This is a genomic window from Streptomyces hoynatensis (assembly GCF_003626535.1).
Taxonomy (GTDB): domain Bacteria; phylum Actinomycetota; class Actinomycetes; order Streptomycetales; family Streptomycetaceae; genus Streptomyces; species Streptomyces hoynatensis.
The window spans coordinates 408,035-426,597 of sequence record NZ_RBAL01000004.1 but is presented as its reverse complement, the minus strand read 5'-3'; the positions used below and the strand labels follow the sequence as shown (position 1 = coordinate 426,597).

Sequence of the window (18,563 nt, the reverse complement as noted above, 5' to 3'; positions counted from 1 at the left end):
CAGGAGGCCCCGATGAGCGAAGGAAACGGAGCGCCGGGCGGGAGGGAGTTCCGCCTGCTCGCCGTGCCGGGCAGCACGGCCCGCGAGTCGCAGACGGCCCGGGCGGCGCGGGCGGTCCTGGAACGGGCAGGCAGCGCCCGCCCCGGGGTGCGCGGCACCTGCCTGGGGCCGGAGGCGCTGCGGCTGCCGGCGATGGAGGTGGACGCGCGGGCCTCGGGCGCGCTCGCCCGGCGGCCCGCGGTGCGGGCGGTGTGCGCCGAGGTGGCGCGGGCCGACGCGCTGGTGCTGGCCACGCCGGTGTACCAGGGCAGCTTCTCCGGCGCCCTGAAGAACCTCCTCGACCACCTGCCGATGGGCGCCTTCCAGGGCAAGCCGGCCCTGGTGGTCTCGGTGGCGGCCAAGGTGCAGGGCGCGCACGGGGCGGTCGACCACCTGCAGGCCGTCGTCCGGGCCCTGGGCGGCTGGCCGGTGCCGACCTCGGTGGTGTGCGCGGGCGGCGACTTCCCCGCGGACGGGGCGCCGGCGCCCGAGGTGCTGCGGCGCGTCGACACGGCGATCGGGGAACTGCTCGGCTTCCGGCTGGCGGGCCGCGGCCCCGGTCAGGCCCCGGCACCGCCCGCCCCCGCGCCGGCCGGCGCCGCGCCCGGGCCCCGCTGGGCCGGGGTGGTGGAGGGCGGGTGACCGGGGCCGCCCCGGCGCCTTCGCCCGGCGCGGCCCGCGGGCCGGGCGCCGCGGGCGAGCGGGGCACGCGAGCGGGGCGCGAGTGGCGGGGGAAGGAAGCGGGGGACGGCACCGGGCCCGCCGCGGGCGGCGGCCACGGCAACCACCCTGGAAGGGCAGGAGGCGCATGACCGGGCAGGCGAGCGGCGAGCAGAGCGCGGGGGCCAGGGAGCGGGAGGCAGCCGCGCCCGGCGCGGGCGGCCTCCTCGGGCAGTACGGGCCGTTCCTGGCGCATCCCGGGGTGGCCTGGCCCGCGGGCTTCGGACTGCTGGCGCGGCTGGCGAACGGCATGCTCGGGCTGGTCTTCATGCTGACCGCCGTGGAGGTCACCGGCTCGTACGCGGCGGCGGGCGCCACGGCGGCGCTGTTCACCGCGGCCTCCACGGTGGCCACGCCGCTGTGGAGCAGGGCCGCCGACCGGCTCGGCCCCGCCCCGGTGCTGCTGGTCACCGGCGGCGGGGAGGCGGCGGTGCTCTCGGCCGAGGCGTGGGTGACCCTCGGCGACGGGCCGGGCGGGCTGCCGCTGACCCTGCTCGCGGTGACGGCGAGCGGGGCGCTGCTGCCGCCGGTCTCGGCGGTCATGCGCACCCAGTGGTCGCGGATGTTCGCCGGCTCCGCGCTGCGGGCGACCGCCTTCGCCTACGAGACCATGGTCACCGACGTGGTGTTCATCGCCGGGCCCGCGGTGGTGGCGGGACTGACCGCGTCGGCGAGCCCGGGGCTCGCGCTGATCGCGGCCGCGGTGGCCACGGTGGCCGGCTGCGGGGCGCTCGCGACGGGTTCCCGGCTGCTGCCGGGGGCGCCCGGCGGGCCGCGGGAGCGGCACTGGCTGGGCGCGCTGCGCAGCCGCCGGGTGCGCGCGCTGCTCCCGGTGGGCTTCCTGCTGACGGGCAGCATCTCGGTCATCGAGGTGTCCCTGGTCTCCTCGGCGGACCAGGAGGGCAGGCCGGACGCGGCGGGGGTGCTGATCGCGCTGCTTTCCGTGGGCGGGGTGGCCGGGGGCCTGCTCTGGGGGCGCAGGCGGCAGGAGGCGCGGCCCCGGCGCGACCTGCTGGTGTGGACGGGAGCGCTGACGGTGGGCTGGGGCCTCCTGGCCCTCGCGCCGCACCCCTGGGTGCTGGCGGGCCTGCTGCTGCTCGCCGGGCTCGCCCTCAACCCGGCGCTGACCGCGCAGTTCTCCGCGATGGACGACGCGGCCCCGCCCGAGCTGGCCACCGAGGCATTCGGCTGGCTGAACGGCGCCTCCTCGGCCGGGCTCACCGCGGGCGCCGCGGCCGTGGGGCCGCTGGTGGAGGCGGAGGCGGGGCACGGCTTCCTCGTCGCGGCGGCCATGTGCGCCGCGGGCACGGCCCTGATCGCCGCGGGCCGGCCGAGGGCCGGGACCGCGCCGGACACCTGAGCGGCGGCGCCCCGGCCCGGGGACCCGCGCGGCGCACGGGCACCCACCGGGCGCCCCGCGGAACGGCGCCCCGGCCGGCCCGGGCGGGCGTCGGCGGGCGGGGGTTTCCCGCTGGGGGTGGCGTTTCCGCGCGGGCGTGGGGGGCACTCGCCTGCCCCGGTGCCGTGCGTGAACCCGTGGAGGTGCGATGGCTCTCGTCTCACCCCGGCCCGACCGGGCGCGGGCGCGGCCGGCCGCGCTGCCCGAGGCGCGCGGGCCGCTGTCCGCCGCCGTGCTGGACGCGCTGCGCGCCGATCCCGGGGCGCAGGCCCCGCCCTGGCCCGGGGTGGCCGCCGCCGACCCGTGGGGCGAGGACCTCCAGCTGGCGCTGCACACCTGCTACGAGCTGCACTACCGGGGCCTGCCCGGGGTGGCGGACGGCTGGGAGTGGGACGCGGAGCTGCTGCGCTTCCGCCAGGCCCTCGAACGGGCCTTCCACGACGCGCTCCGGCAGGCGGTGCCGGGGGGACACGAGGCCGAGGCCGCGCTCGACGGGCTGCTGGTGGCGCCCGCGGAGGACACCGGCCTGTCCGCCCACCTGCACGCGGAGGGCGACTGGCCCAGGCTGCGCGAGTACTTCGTGCACCGCTCGATCTACCACCTCAAGGAGGCGGACCCGCACGCCTGGGCGATCCCCCGGCTCGAAGGGCGGGCCAAGGCCGCGCTGGTGGCGGTGGAGTACGACGAGTTCGGCGGCGGCCGCGAGGACCGGATGCACGCGCGGCTGTACGCGGAGCTGCTGGCCGCGGCCGGTCTCGACGACGGCTACCTGGCCTATCTGGACGACGTGCCGGCCGAACCCCTGGCGCTGGTCAACCTGATGTCGCTGTGCGGGCTGCACCGGGGGCTGCGCGGCGCGCTCGTCGGGCACTTCGCGGCGGCCGAGATCACCACCGCGCCCAGCGCGCGGCGGCTGGCCGCGGCGCTGGAACGGGTGGGCGCGGCCCCGGCCTGCGTGCGGTTCTTCACCGAGCACATCGAGGCGGACGCCGTGCACGAGCAGGTGATGCGCCGGGAGGTGGTCGGCGGACTGCTCGCCGGGGAGCCGGAGCTGGCGGCCGACGTGGTGTTCGGCGTCCAGGCCACGGAGTACCTGGAGGGCCGGCTCGCGGACCGCCTGCTCGGCGCCTGGCGGCGCGGGGAGAGCTCCCTGCGCCGCCCGCTGCCCGCGGACCTCGGGCCCTGACCCGCCGGGGGCCCGGGCGCCGGCGCTCCGCGCTTCGCGCGGGCGCCGCGGCGCCGGGCTCAGCCGGCCTCCTCCGCCCCGGCGCCAGGCTGCGGCTCCTCCCCGCCTCCCGGACCCGCCGCGGCGCGCCGGGAAGGCGGGCGGGAGCGCCGCCGGTGGCTGGTGTCACACCACGGGTAGGCGCGGCTGCGGCGGCAGGTGCACACCGCCACCAGGAAGCGATCGGAACGGACGGTCCTGCCGTCCGCCAGCACGACCTCCACCGGCCCCTCGATCAGCAGCGGGCCGCGCGGGTCGATCGTGACGCGCCGCGGCTCGGGTTCCTGCCGCCGCCCGCTCACCCGGCGCCGCCCGGCCGCCTCATGCCCGCCGCTCCCCCGGCCGCGCGCTCCGCCGGCACCGCGGCCCGCCCGCCCGGCGCCCCCGGCAGGTCGGCCCGGACCACCACCAGTTCCTCGTGGCGCTGCCCCGCGGCGATGAGGCCCTGCTCCTCCAGCCAGCGCGCCCGCCTGAGGAGCACGGGGCCGAAGGGCTGCGCGCGGCGGGCCACCACCGACGCATCGAGGCCCTCCGCGCGCAGCCCGGTCAGGGTGGCCGCCACCCCGCAGAGCGCGGAGTGCACCAGCAGCAGCGTGCCGCCGGGCGCGAGCAGCCGCGGCATGGCGGCGCACAGCCGGTCGAGCACGTCCCGCCCGCGCGGCCCCGCGTCCCACGCCCTGGCCACCCCCCGCGCCTGGAGGGCGCCACAACGGGAGGGCACATAGGGCGGGTTGGCGGTCACCAGGTCGAAACGGCCCTGCCCCGCGCACTCGCCGAAGTCGCCGCGGCGCACGGTCAGCCGCCTGCGGTGCAGGAACGCGTTCAGGCGCGCGGTCAGCGCGGCCCGGCGGGACACGTCCACCGCCCACACCTCGGCCGCCCCGGCGCCCGCCACGGACAGCGCGACCGTCCCCGAGCCGGTGCCGACGTCGAGGGCCCTGCTCCCCGGCCGGACCCCGAACTGGCTCAGGGCACTCAGCAGGAGGGCGGTGTCGCCCTGGGGCGCGTAGACCCCGAAGGACCGCAGAAGCATCACGAGCCCCGGAGTACCACGCCCGCACCAGGCGAAACGCCGATCCGGCGGCCGTCCTCCACTTCACCCGCCCGGCCCAGGCGGGCCGCGGTGGCCTTCCGCCGCCGCTCATTCCGCTGCGTCCGCGGGCGGGAGGAGCGGGCCGAGGGGGCCGAGGTCGAGGTTCAGGTCCTCGGGGCGCAGGCCGTAGCGCCGGCGCAGCTCCGCCGTGTCCCGGTCGAGGGCGATCCGCCCGCCGTCCCCGCCCCGCGGCCCCGCGGGGCCCGGCGGCTCAGCGGGCTCCCTCTCGGTCCTCGCTCTCCCCGGCGTCCCCGAACTCACCGGGGTCCGCGGGCTCTTCCCCCTCCTCCGCCTCCCCGGCCCCCGCCGCGTCCTCCGGGCCCTCTGCGGCCTCTGTGTCCTGTGCGTCCTCCGTGTCCCGTGTGTCCTCTGTGTCCTGCGTGTCCTCCGGGTATCCGGCCGCGGTTGCCTCCTCGCCGACGTCCTCGTCCGGCTCCTCCGCCTCGTCGAGTTCGTCCCGCTCGCCGGCCTCCCCGTAGTCCCCCGCCTCCCCGGCGTCGCCCGCCGCGTACGCCGCGCGCTCGGGGCGGTCCTCCTCCGGCTCCTCGCCCTCCGGCCAGTCCTCGTACTCCTCCCCCGCCGCGCTCTCCCCTGGCCCCTCCGCCGCCTCGCCCTCGCGGATCTCCCCGCGCCACTCGCCGGTGGCCTCGCCGCGCAGGGTCACGAAGCGCCCGAACCGCCTGAGGTCGAGCCGGACCCGCCGCCCCTGGGCGCGCCACAGGGCACCCGCCTTCTCCAGCACCCCCCTGGCGTGGTACTCGATCACCAGCAGCACCCGGGTCAGCCGCTCGCCGAGGGGGTGGAAGGACACCACGCCCCTGGTGGTGCCCTTGGCTCCCGAGCCGGTCCAGGCGATGCGCTCGTCCGGCACCTGCTCGGTCACCTCGGCCTGCCGACTGCGCGTCGACCACAGGATCTCCGCCCGCCAGTCGCTCCCGGTCCCGTCGACCCGCTCGACGCCCTGCACGCCGCGGGCACAGGCGCCGAACTCCTGCAGCCGCGTCCACCGGCCGTACGCCTCCCGCACCGCGACGCCGACGTCGAGGCTCTCCACGAGGGTGAGGAAGCGCTCCCCAAAGCCGCCGCGGCGGCGGGACACCGCCCGCCGGGCCGTGTCCTTCGCGCGCTCCGCGACGCCACTCCCCAGGGTGTCCCTGACCCGCGCCGCCCCGGCCCCGAGGGCGGCGCGGACCGGTCCCCTGCCCTCGGCGGTGGCCGAGCGAGACGCGCAGCCGCCGGGCCTGGGCGGTGGCGAAGGCCGCGGCCTCCTCCTTCAGCCGTTCGGCGGCGGGGCCGCCCAGGAGCCGCCCGCGCGGCGAACCCGGGGCGCGTGCCGCGTCCTTGCGCAGCGCGTCAGTCATCGCGGTCACCTCCCGGGCGGCGGGCCGGGGTGCGCGAGGGCCGCCCGGAGGCGGACGCCCCCTTGGCCCCCTGGCCCGGCCCCGGCACTGCGCAGTCCCTCGGCCGCCGGGCGGTGCCCGGCCCTCCCGCCGCGCTCCCGGCCCTCGCGCGCCTGCGCGCCCTCGCCGGTGCCGCCGTCGTCTTCTCGTTCCGCTGCGTGCGCTGTCTGCTCTGCCATGGCCCCTCTCGGGTGGCATCTTCGGCGGCCGGGTAAACGTCCTTGTTCCGCCCGCGGGGCGGAAGCCGGGACCCACGTTCGCCAACGCCGGGCGCGAGACGGGGAGTTCGCCAACCCCCTGCCCCGGGGACGAGGCGGGGCCGGAACCTCGCCCCGGGTCCGCCTGGCGTGGCGGCACCGGTGCCCGCGCCGAGGCGCCGCCACCCCCGCCGCCCCGGCCGCCCGCGCCGGCCCCGGCCGGGGATGCACACGTTCGCGGTAATCGGGGCGCGGGCCGGCGGCCTGCCCGCCGGCGGCGGGTATCAGGCGGGTGAGCGAAGGTTCGGGAGGGCGCCCGGGGTGGCGCCGCGTCGGGGAGGTGCGCGATGGCCGGCACGGTCCGCAACGCCGTCGGTGACACGGCCGGGGAGGCCGGTTGGGAACCCGCCTGCCCCGGCGCCTGGCCCCAGGGCCCACAGCGGGCGGCCGCGCCCGTGGCCGCCCCGCCGTGCGGCGGCGGCCGGTGACCGGCCGGGTGGCGCGCCTGGCGCGCGCACACCTGGGGCGGCGCGGCGGCTTCCTGCTGCTCGTCGGCCTCGGCGAGGTGGTGTGGGGCTTCCAGTTCCGCTTCGACCCGGCGCCGAACCCGCGGGGGCTCACGCTGCTGACCGAGGTGGCGCCGCTGCGGGCCTGGGCCTGGCTGTGGGTCGTCTCGGGGCTGCTGGCGGCGCTCGCGGCGTGCGTGCGCAGCCGCGGCGACTGGCTGGGCTTCGCCGCGGCCCTCACGCCGCCGATGATGTGGCTGGCCGCCTACCTGACGGCGGCCTGCTCGGGCGAGTACCCGCGCGGCCTGTGGCTGGCCGCCTACTACTCGGCCACGCACGTCGGCGTCTGCCTGTGGGCCAGCGCGACGCCCGAGCACGCGCCGCCCCCGCGGCCCGGGCCGACGGCGTCCGCCGCCCGGGAGGGCACGGCCGGATGAGCGGCTTCTGGACGACGATGGCCGCCGTGGGCGGACCGGTGGGCGCGGTGCTCGGCGGCTGGTACGCGGCGCGGGCGACCAGGGCGGCGGCCGTGATCGGCGCGGAGGCGCAGAAGCGGGTGGCCGAGACGGCGGCGGGCCCGGAGGGGCGGCTGGCGGACCTGGCGGTGCTCAGGGCGAGCGTGGAGCGGGTCGACCAGGAGAACGCGCGGCTCAGGGAGCGGCTGTTCGGCCTGGAGTCGCTGGTGCGTGCCTTCGCCGGGTACGCGGCACAGCTGGCGGCCCAGCTCGGGGCGCACGGCGTGGAGCCCGTCCCGCCCCCGGAGCGGGTGGACGAGTTCCACCGCACCGGCGTCTGAGCGCCGCCGGGCCCCGGCGGCTCCCCTTCCGGCCGGTCCCCCGCTGCGGGCTCAGGTCTGCCCGGTGAGGGCCTGGACGGCCAGGGCGCTGACGGCGACCGCCGCGCCCAGGGCGCCGCCGAACGCCAGGGGGCGCGGGCCCGCGGCGCGGATCGCCCCCGGGTCGAGGGTGGCGCCGATGCCGGCGAGGGCCACGGTGACCAGCGCGGAGCTGAGCGCCGTCACCTGCGCCCGGCCGCCGGGCACCGTGCCCGCGGCGGCGAGCGCTGAGGCGGCGAGGAAGCACAGGATGAACGGCGGGAAGGCGCCCAGCAGCGCCCCGGCCGCCCCGCGCCGCTCTCCGGCCGGGCGCCCGGGGCGGCGCCACAGGTGCAGCGCGAGGCACAGCGGCACGATCATCAGAGTTCTGCCCAGTTTGACGACCACGGCCAGGGCGACCGCGCCGCTGCCGAAGGCGGAGGCAGCGGCGATCACCGAGGAGGTGTCGTTGACGGCGGTGCCGGCCCACAGCCCGAAGCCGTGCTCCGTCAGGCCGAGCAGCCGGCCGAGGGCGGGGTAGGTGAGGACGGCGACCAGGTTGAAGGTGAAGATCGTGCCCAGCGCGTAGGCGGTGCGTTCGCGGGCCGGGCGGATCACGGAGGCGACCGCGGCGATGGCCGAGGCCCCGCAGATGCCGGTGCCCGCCCCGATCAGCACCCGCGTCTCCGGATGCAGCCGCAGCCGGCCCCCCAGCCACCAGGCCCCGGCCAGGGCCACGCCCAGGGTGGACAGCAGCACCGGGAGCGAGCGGGCGCCCGCGTCGAGCACGCGGCCCAGCGGCAGGGCGAGGCCGAGCAGCACGATCGCGCTCTGCAGGACGCCCTTGCCCGCGGTGGTCAGTCCGGGCAGGCAGCGGGCGTAGGCCGCCGGGCGCCGCAGGCGCAGTGCGGCGCCCGGCGCCGCGCCGAGGAGCAGCCCGCACACCGGGCCGCCCACCACGGGCGCCAGTTCGCCCAGGCCCACCGCCGGCGCCGCGAGGGCGGCGGCGAGGAGCAGCCCGGGGACGCGCCTCCTGCCGCCTGCGGTGGCGTCCACGGCCGCTCCCTTCCCGCTGTCGCCTCGGGTTCTCCCGGGTTCGCCCGGGTTCACCCGGGCCCTCCCTGGGGGGCGCCCGGGGGTGTCCCGGCGCTTCCGCGCTGCTCCCGGCGCCGGGGGCGTCCGGCCGGCGCTCGCGGGCTACCGGCGTGCCCCCCTTGGGGTCCCGGTGGGACGGATTCGATGATCGGCGCCCAGGCCGGGGCCCGGTAGAGCCCTTTTCCGGAGGTGTCCATAAGCTGGCCTTATGCCCTTGCCCCCGGGAACGCCCGAACTCGACGTCCTCGACCTGCTCGTGTCGGTGGCCGAGACCGGCAGCCTGGGCGAGGCGGCCAGGCGCCACGGCATCAGCCAGCCCGCCGCGAGCATGCGGATCAGCGCCCTGGAGCGCAGGCTGCGGCTGGTGCTGCTGGAGCGCGGCCCCACCGGCTCGCGCCCGACGACGGCCGGCGCGGCGGTCGTCGAGTGGGCGGTGCCGGTGCTGGCCGCCGCCCGGGCGCTGGTCGGCGGGGTCTCGGCGCTGCACGCCAGGGCGGAGGGGGACGCCAGGCTGCGGGTCGCCGCCTCGCTGACGATCGCCGACCACCGCATTCCCGGCTGGCTGATCACGCTGCGCGACCGGGAGCCGGGGACCAGGGTGGCCCTGGAGGTGGGCAACTCGGAGCAGGTGGCGCAGCTGGTCAGGGAGGGGGCCGACCTCGGCTTCGTGGAGGGTCCGCAGGCCCCGGCCGGGCTGCGCAGTCGCGTCGTCGGCTCGGACGAGCTGGTCGTGGTGGTGGCCCCGGGCCACCCCTGGGCCGGGCGGCGGCGCCCGCTGCCGTTGCGCACCCTGGCCGCCACCCCGCTGATCACCAGGGAGCCCGGCTCCGGCACCAGGGAGGCGCTGTGGCAGGTGCTGCGGCGTTTCGGCGAGCCGGCGGCGCCCGCCGCGGAACTCGGCTCGGCCGCGGCGATCAAGGCGGAGGCCGCCGCCGGGGTGGCGCCCGCCGTGGTCAGCCGGCTGGTGGTGGGCGAGGAACTGGCCGGGCGGCGGCTGGTGGCCGTGCCGCTGGGCGAACCCGCCCCGCTGCGGCGCAGCTTCCGGGCGGTGTGGCGCCCCGAGGCCCCGCCGGCCGGGGCCGCCGCCACCCTCCTCGCCCTCGCCCGCGGCCGCTGAGCGGCGCCCCCGGCCCCCGGCCGTTACGGCATCCGGCGGGCCCGGCGCGGGGAGGCGGCCCCGGCCCGGGGCGGCGGGCCCGTGAGGGGAGGCGGGGCCCGGCGGGGCAAGGCGCCGGCGTCGAGGAACGCGCTTGCCGGGCGGGGGATTTCAGGCGTAGACGCCGCGGCTGACGCCCGGGACGTGACGGGCCGTGGAGCCCTGGTCGCGCAGCACCGGGGGCAGCAGGTCCACCGCCCCCGCCTCGGCCGTGCCGGCGAGTTCCTCCAGCACCCGGGCGACCGCCCGCGCCATCAGCTCGGCCGCCGGCAGGTCCACGGCCGTCACCGGGCGCGGCCCGCGCGCGGCCAGCTCCCCGGGGGAGACGGCCAGGACCGAGCAGTCGCGGGGCAGGACCAGGCCGCGGCGGCCGAGGGCGTCGAGCAGGGGCCGCAGGGCGTCCGTGTTGAGCACGACCAGGCCGCTGAGCCCGGGCAGTTCCGGCGCCAGGGTGTCCAGCCAGTCCCCCACGCCCTCCCCGTCGGGCTCGCACGGCAGGTGCCGGGCGGCCAGCCCCCGGGCCGCGGCCTCCGCCTCGAAGCCGTGCCGGAAGCGCTCGGCGAAGGCGAACGCGAAGCCGTGCCGCCGCGGCATGCCGAGCAACGCGACCTCCCGGTGCCCCCGTTCCGCCAGGTGCTGCGCCGCGGCGCGCCCGGCCGCCTCGAAGTCGAGGTCCACCGCGCTCAGCCCGTGCCGGTCCTCGGGCAGCCCGATCAGGACCGCGGGCAGTCCCGAGCGCCGCAGAGCCCCCAGGCGCGGGTCCTGGCGCTGCACGTCCATGACGACGAGGGCGTCGGCGAGCAGGCCGGCCCCGAGCCGCTGGTCCTTGCCGCCCATCACCAGCAGGTCGAGGCCGCGCGCCCGGGCCGCGTAGGTCGCCGCCCTGACGAAGTGCATGAACACCTCGACCCCTGACTCGGGTCCCGCCGCGGACACCGGGGCCAGCAGCCCGAGCACGCCGGTCCTGCCCCGCCCCGAGGCACGCGCGGCGAGATCGGGCCGGTAACCGAGCTTGGCCATGCTGGCGCGCACCCTGGCGACCGTGGCGGGACTCAGCCGCTTGTTGCCCGTCAGGACGTAGGAGACCGTGCTGCGCGAGACTCCGGCATCGGTTGCCACGTCGCGGATCGTCACCATGACGCCACTGTAGTGGGGAGGGCGGCGGCCGGGTGACACGGTCCGTCGCCGCGGGATCACCGGACCGTTGCCCGGGGAGCGGCCCGCGGCCCCGGGGCGCGCCGACGCCACCCGGGGGTTGGTGTCGGGCACGGTCGATCACGAGATATCTTGATGTCGAGACGAAGTTGACGCGAAGCGGAGTACCGGTGACTGACTCGACCATCATCTACACGCACACTGACGAGGCCCCGGCCCTGGCGACCTATTCGTTCCTGCCCGTGGTCCAGGCGTACGCCGCCGCGGCGGGGGTCGGCGTCGAGAGCCGCGACATCTCCCTGGCCGGGCGGATCATCGCCGTCTTCCCCGAGTACCTGGAGGAGTCCCAGCGCATCGACGACGCCCTCGCCGAACTCGGCGAGCTGGCCAGGACGCCGGGGGCCAACATCATCAAGCTGCCGAACATCTCGGCCTCCATCCCCCAGATGAAGGCCGCGATCGCCGAGTTGCAGGCCCAGGGCTACGCCCTGCCCGACTATCCGGACGACCCGAAGACCGACGAGGAGCGGGAGATTCGCGCCCGCTACGACCGGGTCAAGGGCAGCGCGGTCAACCCGGTGCTGCGCGAGGGCAACTCCGACCGCCGCGCGCCCGCCTCCGTCAAGGGCTACGCCAGGAACCACCCGCACCGGATGGGTGCCTGGAGCCACGACTCGAAGACCAACGTCGCCACCATGGGCGCCGACGACTTCCGCTCCACCGAGAAGTCCGCGGTCATCGCCGAGGCCGGCACCCTGCGCATCGAGCTGGCCGGGGACGACGGCGCCACCACCGTGCTGCGGGAGTCCGTGCCGGTGCTGGCCGGCGAGGTGGTGGACGCCTCGGTCATGCGGGTGGGCGCGCTGCGCGAGTTCCTCGCGGCGCAGGTGGCCAGGGCCAAGGCGGAGGGCGTGCTGTTCTCCGTGCACCTGAAGGCCACCATGATGAAGGTGTCCGACCCGATCATCTTCGGGCACGTGGTGCGGGCCTTCTTCCCCAAGACGTTCGCCGCCTACGGCGCCGTCCTGGCCACCGCGGGCCTCACCCCCAACGACGGGCTCGGCGGCATCCTGAACGGTCTGGACGCGCTGCCCGAGGGCGCCGGGATCCGGGCCTCCTTCGAGGCCGAGCTCGCCGAGGGCCCGGCCCTGGCCATGGTGGACTCCGACCGCGGCATCACCAACCTGCACGTGCCGAGCGACGTCATCGTCGACGCCTCCATGCCCGCGATGATCCGCACCTCGGGTCACATGTGGGGCCCCGACGGCCAGGAGGCCGACACCCTCGCCGTGATCCCCGACAGCAGCTACGCGGCCGTCTACCAGACCGTCATCGACGACTGCCGCGCCCACGGCGCCTTCGACCCGGCGACCATGGGCTCGGTGCCCAACGTCGGCCTGATGGCGCAGAAGGCCGAGGAGTACGGCAGCCACGACAAGACCTTCGAGATCCCGGCCACCGGCACCGTCCGCGTCGTCGACCAGTCGGGGGCCGTGGTACTGGAGCAGGCCGTCGGCGCCGGGGACATCTTCCGCATGTGCCAGACGAAGGACGCCCCCATCAGGGACTGGGTCAAGCTCGCCGTCACCCGCGCCCGCGCCACCGGCGACCCGGCGGTGTTCTGGCTGGACGAGTCCCGCGCCCACGACGCCCGGCTGATCGAGAAGGTCAGGGCCTACCTGCCCGAGCACGACACCGAGGGCCTGCGCATCGAGATCATGTCCCCGCGGGAGGCGACGGCGTTCTCCCTGGAGCGCATCCGCCGCGGCGAGAACACCATCTCGGTGACCGGCAACGTGCTGCGCGACTACCTGACCGACCTCTTCCCGATCCTGGAGCTGGGCACCAGCGCCAAGATGCTGTCGGTCGTGCCGCTGATGAACGGCGGCGGCCTGTTCGAGACCGGCGCGGGCGGCTCGGCGCCCAAGCACGTGCAGCAGCTGGTCAAGGAGAACTACCTGCGCTGGGACAGCCTCGGCGAGTTCCTCGCGCTTGCGGTCAGCTTCGAGCAGTTCGCCAGGACCACGGGCAACGCCGGCGCCCAGGTGCTCGCCGACACCCTGGACCGGGCGACGGCCACCTTCCTCAACGAGGACAAGTCGCCCAGCCGCCGCGTCGGCGGCCTCGACAACCGCGGCAGCCACTTCTACCTGGCGCTGTACTGGGCGCAGGAGCTCGCGCGGCAGACCGAGGACGCCTCGCTTGCCGAGCGGTTCGCGCCGCTCGCCGAGACCCTGACGGCGCAGGAGAAGACGATCGTCGAGGAACTGATCGCGGTGCAGGGCTCCCCGGCCGACATCGGCGGCTACTACCAGCCCGACCCGGCCAAGGCGACCGCCGTCATGCGCCCGTCGAAGACCTTCAACGACGCCCTGGCCTCCCTGGCCTGAGCGCGCGGCACCGGATTGCGCCCGGGCCCCGGCCCGCCCGCCGCGAGGCGGCGGCCGGGGCCCTCGCGCGCCCGGCCGTGCGCGGACCCCGCGGATGCCGGTAACGTCCCCCGTGGCGGCGGGGCGCGCCGGAGTACCGCCGGCGCCGGACGGGGAAGGCCCGGCCGCCGCACGGGGACCCGGCCGGGGCGGCTCGCGCCGCACGCGCCGCGGGAAGAAGCGAAGAACGCGAGGGAAGAGAAGGGCCCATGCCGCGCCGTCACCACCTGAAGCACCGGGCCGTCACCCTGTTCCAGCGGCGCGTCGGCAACCCCGTGCTGGCACGGCTGCCCTTCCAGACCCTGCTGGAGACCACCGGGCGCGTCTCGGGCCTGCCGCGGCGCACCCCGGTGGGCGGCCGGATCATCGGCGGCGCCTTCTGGCTGGTCGCCGAGCACGGCGAACGCGCCCAGTACGTGCGCAACATCAAGGCCGACCCGCGGGTGCGGGTGCGGGTCGGCGGGCACTGGCACACCGGCACGGCGCGGCTGCTGCCCGAGGACGACCCCAGGGCGCGGCTGCGCTCCCTGCCCCGGTTCAACAGCGCGGCGGTCCGCGCCTTCGGCACCAGCCTGCTGACCATCCGGGTGGACCTCGACGGCTGAGGCGCGCGCCCCTTCCCCGCGCCGCCCGGCGGGCGGGCGCCGTCCCGGCGGGCGCCGGGTCGCGTGGCCGGCCTCAGATCGCGTGGCGGCGGAAGTCGGGGGTGGCGGCGGCCAGCGCGAGCATGGTGGCGACCGTGAGGAGGCCGCCCGCGGTGACGGCGGCGCCCGGGCCGAAGGCCGAGCCGCCGAGCCCGTGCAGCAGGTCGGCCAGGCGCGGGCCGCCCGCCACGACGACCGTGAAGACGCCCTGCATCCTGCCGCGCATCTCGTCGGTGGCGGCGGACTGGAGGATGGCGCTGCGGAAGACCATCGAGACCATGTCGGCCACCCCGCCGAGGGCGAGGAAGGCGGCGGCCCACCACAGGTTGCCGCTCAGCCCGAAGCCGGTCACGGCGAGCCCCCAGGCGACCACGGCCGCGACCACCATGAGCCCGTGCCGCCGTATCCGGGAGAAGGTCCCGGACAGCAGCCCGCCGAGGACCGCGCCCACCGGGATGGCCGCGAAGAGCAGCCCGAGCGCGAAGCCCTCGCCCCAGGGCTCGTACCGCCCCGCGGCCAGCTGCGGGAACAGGGCCCGCGGCATTCCCAGGACCATGGCGACGATGTCGGCGAGGAAGGACATCATCAGCACGCGCCTGGCGGCGATGTAGCGGAAGCCCGCCACCACCTCCCCCCAGCCGGCGCGCCGGCTGCCGCCGCCGTCGAGGGGCGGCAGCGGCGGCAGCATCCAGACCGCCCACAGCGTGGCCACCAGGGCGACGGCGTCGGCGAGGTACAGCACCGGGAGGCCGAGGACGGGGATCAGCGAGCCCGCCAGCAGCGGCCCGAGGATCATGCCGGTGCCGCCCACGGTGGACAGCAGGGCGTTGGCCGCGGGCAGTTCCTCCTCGGTCACCAGGCGGGCCACGGAGGCGGTGCGGGCGGGCGAGTTCATCCCGAACAGGCCCTGCTGCACGGCGAGCAGCACCATCAGCAGCCCCGCCGAGTCGACGTGCACCAGGGCCTGGAGCCAGAACAGCAGGGAGGTGACGGCGATGCCGGCGTTGGTGACCAGCAGCAGGGTGCGCCGGTCCACGCTGTCGGCGATCGCCCCGCCCCACAGGCCGAACACGATGAGCGGCAGCAGCCCGGCGAAGCTGGCGTAGCCGACCCAGGCGGAGGAACCGGTGATGTCGTAGATCTGCTTGGGGACGGCGACCGCGGTCAGCTGGCTGCCGATGGCGGTGACGCTGGTGGAGGACCACAGGCGGCGGAAGGGCCGGTGGCGCAGCGGCGCGGTGTCCATGACCCAGCGGCGCCACAGCGGCTGCCGCTCCGGCGCGGGCACCGCGGGCCCGCCCCCGGCGGCCTGGCGCCCGGCCGCGTCCCGATCGTCGTCCTCGGCGCGGCTCTTCGCGCTCTCCACCGCCCTCTCCTCTCTTCGGGCCCCGCGAGCTCTTCGGGCCCCGCGAGCCCGGGCCGCGCCGCTTCGGGCACGGGAACGCCGGCCGTTTCCGGCAGCGAACCGTTTCTCCTCACTGTAAGGCCGCTCCCCCGGGCGCCCGTTCCGGGTGCCCGGGGGCGGTGCGCGGGCCCGGAGGGAAAACCCGCCCGGGCCGGGAACCGCCCCGCGCGCAGCCGCGTCCTGCCCGGCAGGGCCGGTAACGCCGAGGCGCACCACGGGCGTTCGCCGGCACGGCGCGGGCCGCACGGCCCCGCCGGGGGCCGTCCGCCGCACGTGCGCCGAGGGCAACACGGGTTGCTAGCCTGGCCTGTGCAGGACAAACGCAGGGAACTTTCCACGGGGGAGCGATGAGCGGTATACAGGGCTGGCCGGGTGCGGGGGCGGGTCCCGGGGGGCCCGCGGCCCCCGCGGGGTCCCAGGGCGCAAGCGAGGGACAGCGGTTCGCCATCCTCGCGCTCGTCGTCGCCCTGGTGGTGGCCGGCTCCTTCGGGCTCGCGAAGGCCACCGGGGCGGACGCCCTGGGCAGCGGCTCCGGCCCGGCGGCCCTGGGCCCGGGGCCCGGCGAGATGCCCGATCTCGACGGCCTGGGCGGGGAGGACGTCGACGACGGGCTCGGCGGCACCGGGGACGACCTGGGGGGCGGTGACCCGGGCTCCGGGGGCACCTCGGACGGCGGCGACGTCTACACGGAGCCGACGCCGACGCCCACCCCGACGCAGACCGACCCGACGCTGGAGCACTTCAGGTCGATCACCGCGGGCGACTGCCTCAACGACTGGATGATCTCGGACACCGAGTGGGCCAGCGACGTGCCCGAGGTGGTCTCCTGCAGCGACGAGGCGGCCGGGGTGCGCGTCTCCCAGACCTCGGGCGACACCTCCGACTGCCCCACCGACGCGGGCCGTTCCTACCTGTACTACAGCAGCGGCCTGGAGACGGTCGCGCTGTGCGTCACCCGCCAGTTCGCGGTCGGGCAGTGCTTCCTCGGCATGCCCGACGGCAGCGCCAACCTGATGAGCTGGTTCGACTGCGCCGCCACCGAGGTCCCCTCGCCCTACAACCAGCTCTACAACGTGACGAGCGTCTACTCGGCCCCGGCAAACCCGACCGGCGACGAGTGCCGCCAGTCCTCGACCGATCAGAACACCTACTGGTGGTGGACCGTGGACGGCGAGTCCGTGCTGGTCTGCGCCGTCGTGTACTCGTGACCGGGGCGCGCCCGGCACCGCAGGCAACGTCGTCTCGTTCACAGGGGGAGTCATGAGCCAGCCCTGGCAGCAGCCACAGCCGAACCAGCCCGGCTACGGATACCCGGCGCAGCCCCAGCCCCAGCCGGGGTTCGGGCCGCCGCCCCAGGCGGGCTTCGGCCCGCCGCCCGCGCCCGCGGGTTACGGCTATCCGCCGCCGGGCGGAGCGCCGGTGCCGGTGCGTCCCACCGGCTCGCAGGCCGGGCTCGGGGTGGCCCTGGCCGCCGGGGCCGCCCTGCTGCTCGTGGTGCTCTACGGCTACCTCAACGGCTCGGTGGTGGACCTGGACTCGCTGATCCGCGACGCGATGGAGGACGGGGACAGCGAGATCAAGATCACCCAACTCACCTGGCTGGCCGCCGCGGTGGGCGCGCTGGTCGGCATCCCGATGGGCAAGTACGCGGCCGGGCAGGCGGGGTACTACTGGCTGGCGGGCGCGCTGGCGCTCGGCTCGATGCTGCTGGGCCAGACCTTCGCCATGGCGGTCGTCTCCTCGGACGCGTCGGACGGCGCGAAGAGCCCCTTCGAGCTGTTCTTCGACAACTTCTCCGACATGTGGGACGGCTGGACGGAGAATGCCGAGGGCGTCACCTGGCTGCTGATCGCGCTGGCCCCGGCCGCCGCGATCTTCGCCGGCTACCTGCTCGGCAGGACCCGGCGCCCCGCGGGCGCCCTCGGCTGAGCCGGCGGCGCCCCCGGCGGGTGCCGCCCTCCCCGCCGGCGGCTCCCGCCGTGCGCGGCCGTACGCCCCGCACGCCTCCGCACGCCCTTCTGCGCCTTCGGATGCCTCCGCTCACCTCCCGACCGCCCGGTGTGCGGGCGGGGCGCGAGCGGAGGCGTGTGCGATTCGCTCGGGGCTGCGGGGTTTCGCGCAGATTGCGGAGGAGCCCGGCGGAGTCGGCCGGGTTGTGTCGAGCGAGTGTCAGACTGTGAAAGTTCCCGGCGGGACTCCCTGTTGCCGCAGGCGTAACGCCAGAGCACAGGGCTAGACCATAGAGAGCAGCCGGAAACCCTTCCCTTGGCCCGGGTCTACGTGCGTCACTTTATGACGTGCTCCGGTCAACTCAGTGCTGAGTTCGTCCCCCCGTCTCTGTGCCAAGGAGAACATCGGATGCTCTTCCACAGATCTCTCACCACGAGGACCCGTCTGCGAGCAGCGGCCGTGGGCGCGCTGTTCAGCGCGCTCGCCGCCCTCCTCGTCACCACCCCCACCGCCGCCTCGGCCGCCGAACCCGCCGGCAACCCGGCGCCCGCGCGCGTCGGCGACCTGCGTCCCGGCCAGGCCTTCATGGGCGCGGGCACCATGATCCACGAGGGCGCCGCCGCGGCGGACGACGCCATGGTGATCCCTCTCGACAGCAGCGGCGGCGTCCAGGGCATCGACGTCTCGCACTGGCAGGGCGCGATCAACTGGACCTCGGTGCGCAACGCCGGCATCCAGTTCGCCTGGATGAAGGCGACCGAGGGCACCAGCTACAAGGACAGCTCCTTCAACTCCAACTACGTGGGCGCCTACAACGCGGGCGTGATCCGCGGCGCCTACCACTTCGCCCTGCCGAACGCGTCCAGCGGCGCGACCCAGGCCAACTACTTCGCCTCCAACGGCGGCGCCTGGTCCCGGGACAACCTGACGCTGCCCGGCGTGCTGGACATCGAGTCCAACCCCTACGGCGCGACCTGCTACGGGCTGAGCCAGACCGCGATGCGCTCGTGGATCACCGACTTCTACAACACGTACAAGTCGCGTACCTCGCGGGACATCGTCATCTACACCTCGCCGAGCTGGTGGAACACCTGCACCGGCAGCTGGAGCGGCATGGCCGCCAAGTCCCCGCTGTGGGTCGCCCACTGGACCTCGGCCGGCAGCCCGACCCTGCCCGGCGGCTTCTCCGTCTGGACGGTCTGGCAGTACACGAGCTCCGGCTCGGTCAGCGGCGTCTCCGGCGGCGTGGACCGCGACAAGTTCAACGGCTCGCGCGACCGCCTGCTGGCCCTGGCCAACAACACGGCCTGATCCCCCCGGGCGGCTCCCCGCCCAC

The 18,563-nt window shown here is 76.8% G+C and carries 17 protein-coding genes and 1 pseudogene; 11 read left to right on the top strand and 7 right to left on the bottom strand.

What is annotated here, in order from left to right:
• Positions 1 to 12: 12 nt before the first annotated feature.
• The 3 genes from D7294_RS09925 (at position 13) to D7294_RS09915 (ending at position 3,344) form a co-directional block, all read left to right on the top strand.
• Positions 13 to 681: an NADPH-dependent FMN reductase gene (locus D7294_RS09925; RefSeq protein ID WP_158674599.1), complete on the top strand. Its 669-nt coding sequence runs from the start codon at positions 13 to 15 to the stop codon at positions 679 to 681.
• A gap of 166 nt (positions 682 to 847) precedes the next feature.
• Entirely contained in the window at positions 848 to 2,119 is a 1,272-nt protein-coding gene (locus D7294_RS09920; RefSeq protein WP_120677723.1) for an MFS transporter, read from the top strand.
• Positions 2,120 to 2,306: 187 nt separating this feature from the next.
• Complete coding sequence (locus D7294_RS09915; RefSeq protein ID WP_120677721.1) at positions 2,307 to 3,344, top strand: iron-containing redox enzyme family protein; 1,038 nt, start codon at positions 2,307 to 2,309, stop codon at positions 3,342 to 3,344.
• A gap of 59 nt (positions 3,345 to 3,403) precedes the next feature.
• Here D7294_RS09915 and D7294_RS09910 read toward each other — a convergent pair whose 3' ends face one another.
• From D7294_RS09910 to D7294_RS09895, 4 genes and pseudogenes are all read right to left on the bottom strand, one after another.
• Positions 3,404 to 3,685: a CDGSH iron-sulfur domain-containing protein gene (locus D7294_RS09910; RefSeq protein ID WP_241562231.1), complete on the bottom strand. Its 282-nt coding sequence runs from the start codon at positions 3,683 to 3,685 to the stop codon at positions 3,404 to 3,406.
• Complete coding sequence (locus tag D7294_RS09905; protein WP_206619491.1) at positions 3,682 to 4,416, bottom strand: HemK2/MTQ2 family protein methyltransferase; 735 nt, start codon at positions 4,414 to 4,416, stop codon at positions 3,682 to 3,684. Before D7294_RS09905 ends, D7294_RS09910 begins: the two co-directional genes overlap by 4 nt.
• Positions 4,417 to 4,524: 108 nt before the next feature.
• Positions 4,525 to 4,638, bottom strand: a pseudogene (gvpK, locus tag D7294_RS33850) (gas vesicle protein GvpK); the annotation flags it as partial.
• 49 nt (positions 4,639 to 4,687) lie between these two features.
• Positions 4,688 to 5,575: an SRPBCC family protein gene (locus D7294_RS09895; RefSeq protein ID WP_120677715.1), complete on the bottom strand. Its 888-nt coding sequence runs from the start codon at positions 5,573 to 5,575 to the stop codon at positions 4,688 to 4,690.
• Between the two features lie 895 nt (positions 5,576 to 6,470).
• Between D7294_RS09895 and D7294_RS09890 the strand changes: the two genes are divergently transcribed.
• Entirely contained in the window at positions 6,471 to 7,016 is a 546-nt protein-coding gene (locus D7294_RS09890; RefSeq protein ID WP_241562230.1) for a hypothetical protein, read from the top strand.
• Positions 7,013 to 7,375 carry a hypothetical protein gene (locus D7294_RS09885; protein ID WP_120677713.1) on the top strand — a complete coding sequence of 121 codons (363 nt, stop codon included), beginning with the start codon at positions 7,013 to 7,015 and terminating at the stop codon, positions 7,373 to 7,375. Before D7294_RS09890 ends, D7294_RS09885 begins: the two co-directional genes overlap by 4 nt.
• 51 nt (positions 7,376 to 7,426) lie before the next feature.
• Here D7294_RS09885 and D7294_RS09880 read toward each other — a convergent pair whose 3' ends face one another.
• A complete protein-coding gene (locus tag D7294_RS09880) occupies positions 7,427 to 8,449 on the bottom strand; it encodes a YeiH family protein (RefSeq protein WP_120677711.1) in 1,023 nt (340 codons plus the stop codon).
• 247 nt (positions 8,450 to 8,696) lie between these two features.
• Between D7294_RS09880 and D7294_RS09875 the strand changes: the two genes are divergently transcribed.
• A complete protein-coding gene (locus D7294_RS09875; protein WP_120677709.1) occupies positions 8,697 to 9,605 on the top strand; it encodes a LysR family transcriptional regulator in 909 nt (302 codons plus the stop codon).
• 150 nt (positions 9,606 to 9,755) lie between these two features.
• Here the strand turns inward: D7294_RS09875 and D7294_RS09870 are convergent, their stop codons facing one another.
• The gene (locus D7294_RS09870) at positions 9,756 to 10,781 is read right to left on the bottom strand and encodes a LacI family DNA-binding transcriptional regulator (protein WP_120677707.1); all 1,026 of its coding nucleotides are present in this window, start codon (positions 10,779 to 10,781) and stop codon (positions 9,756 to 9,758) included.
• A gap of 188 nt (positions 10,782 to 10,969) precedes the next feature.
• On the opposite strand from D7294_RS09870, the gene D7294_RS09865 reads away from it, so the two are divergent.
• Positions 10,970 to 13,189 (top strand): NADP-dependent isocitrate dehydrogenase, encoded by a 2,220-nt coding sequence (locus D7294_RS09865; RefSeq protein ID WP_120677704.1) that lies wholly within the window; start codon positions 10,970 to 10,972, stop codon positions 13,187 to 13,189.
• Positions 13,190 to 13,437: 248 nt separating this feature from the next.
• On the top strand, positions 13,438 to 13,833 hold the full coding sequence (locus tag D7294_RS09860; protein ID WP_120677702.1) for a nitroreductase/quinone reductase family protein: 396 nt from the start codon (positions 13,438 to 13,440) through the stop codon (positions 13,831 to 13,833).
• Between the two features lie 73 nt (positions 13,834 to 13,906).
• On the opposite strand, the gene D7294_RS09855 is transcribed toward D7294_RS09860, so the two are convergent.
• On the bottom strand, positions 13,907 to 15,160 hold the full coding sequence (locus D7294_RS09855; RefSeq protein WP_241562248.1) for an MFS transporter: 1,254 nt from the start codon (positions 15,158 to 15,160) through the stop codon (positions 13,907 to 13,909).
• Positions 15,161 to 15,624: 464 nt separating this feature from the next.
• Between D7294_RS09855 and D7294_RS09850 the strand changes: the two genes are divergently transcribed.
• The 3 genes from D7294_RS09850 (at position 15,625) to D7294_RS09840 (ending at position 18,538) form a co-directional block, all read left to right on the top strand.
• Positions 15,625 to 16,485 (top strand): LppU/SCO3897 family protein, encoded by an 861-nt coding sequence (locus tag D7294_RS09850; RefSeq protein ID WP_120677700.1) that lies wholly within the window; start codon positions 15,625 to 15,627, stop codon positions 16,483 to 16,485.
• 52 nt (positions 16,486 to 16,537) lie between these two features.
• Positions 16,538 to 17,206: a hypothetical protein gene (locus tag D7294_RS09845; RefSeq protein WP_120677698.1), complete on the top strand. Its 669-nt coding sequence runs from the start codon at positions 16,538 to 16,540 to the stop codon at positions 17,204 to 17,206.
• A gap of 429 nt (positions 17,207 to 17,635) precedes the next feature.
• A complete protein-coding gene (locus D7294_RS09840; protein WP_120677696.1) occupies positions 17,636 to 18,538 on the top strand; it encodes a GH25 family lysozyme in 903 nt (300 codons plus the stop codon).
• The last annotated feature ends 25 nt before the right edge of the window (positions 18,539 to 18,563 follow it).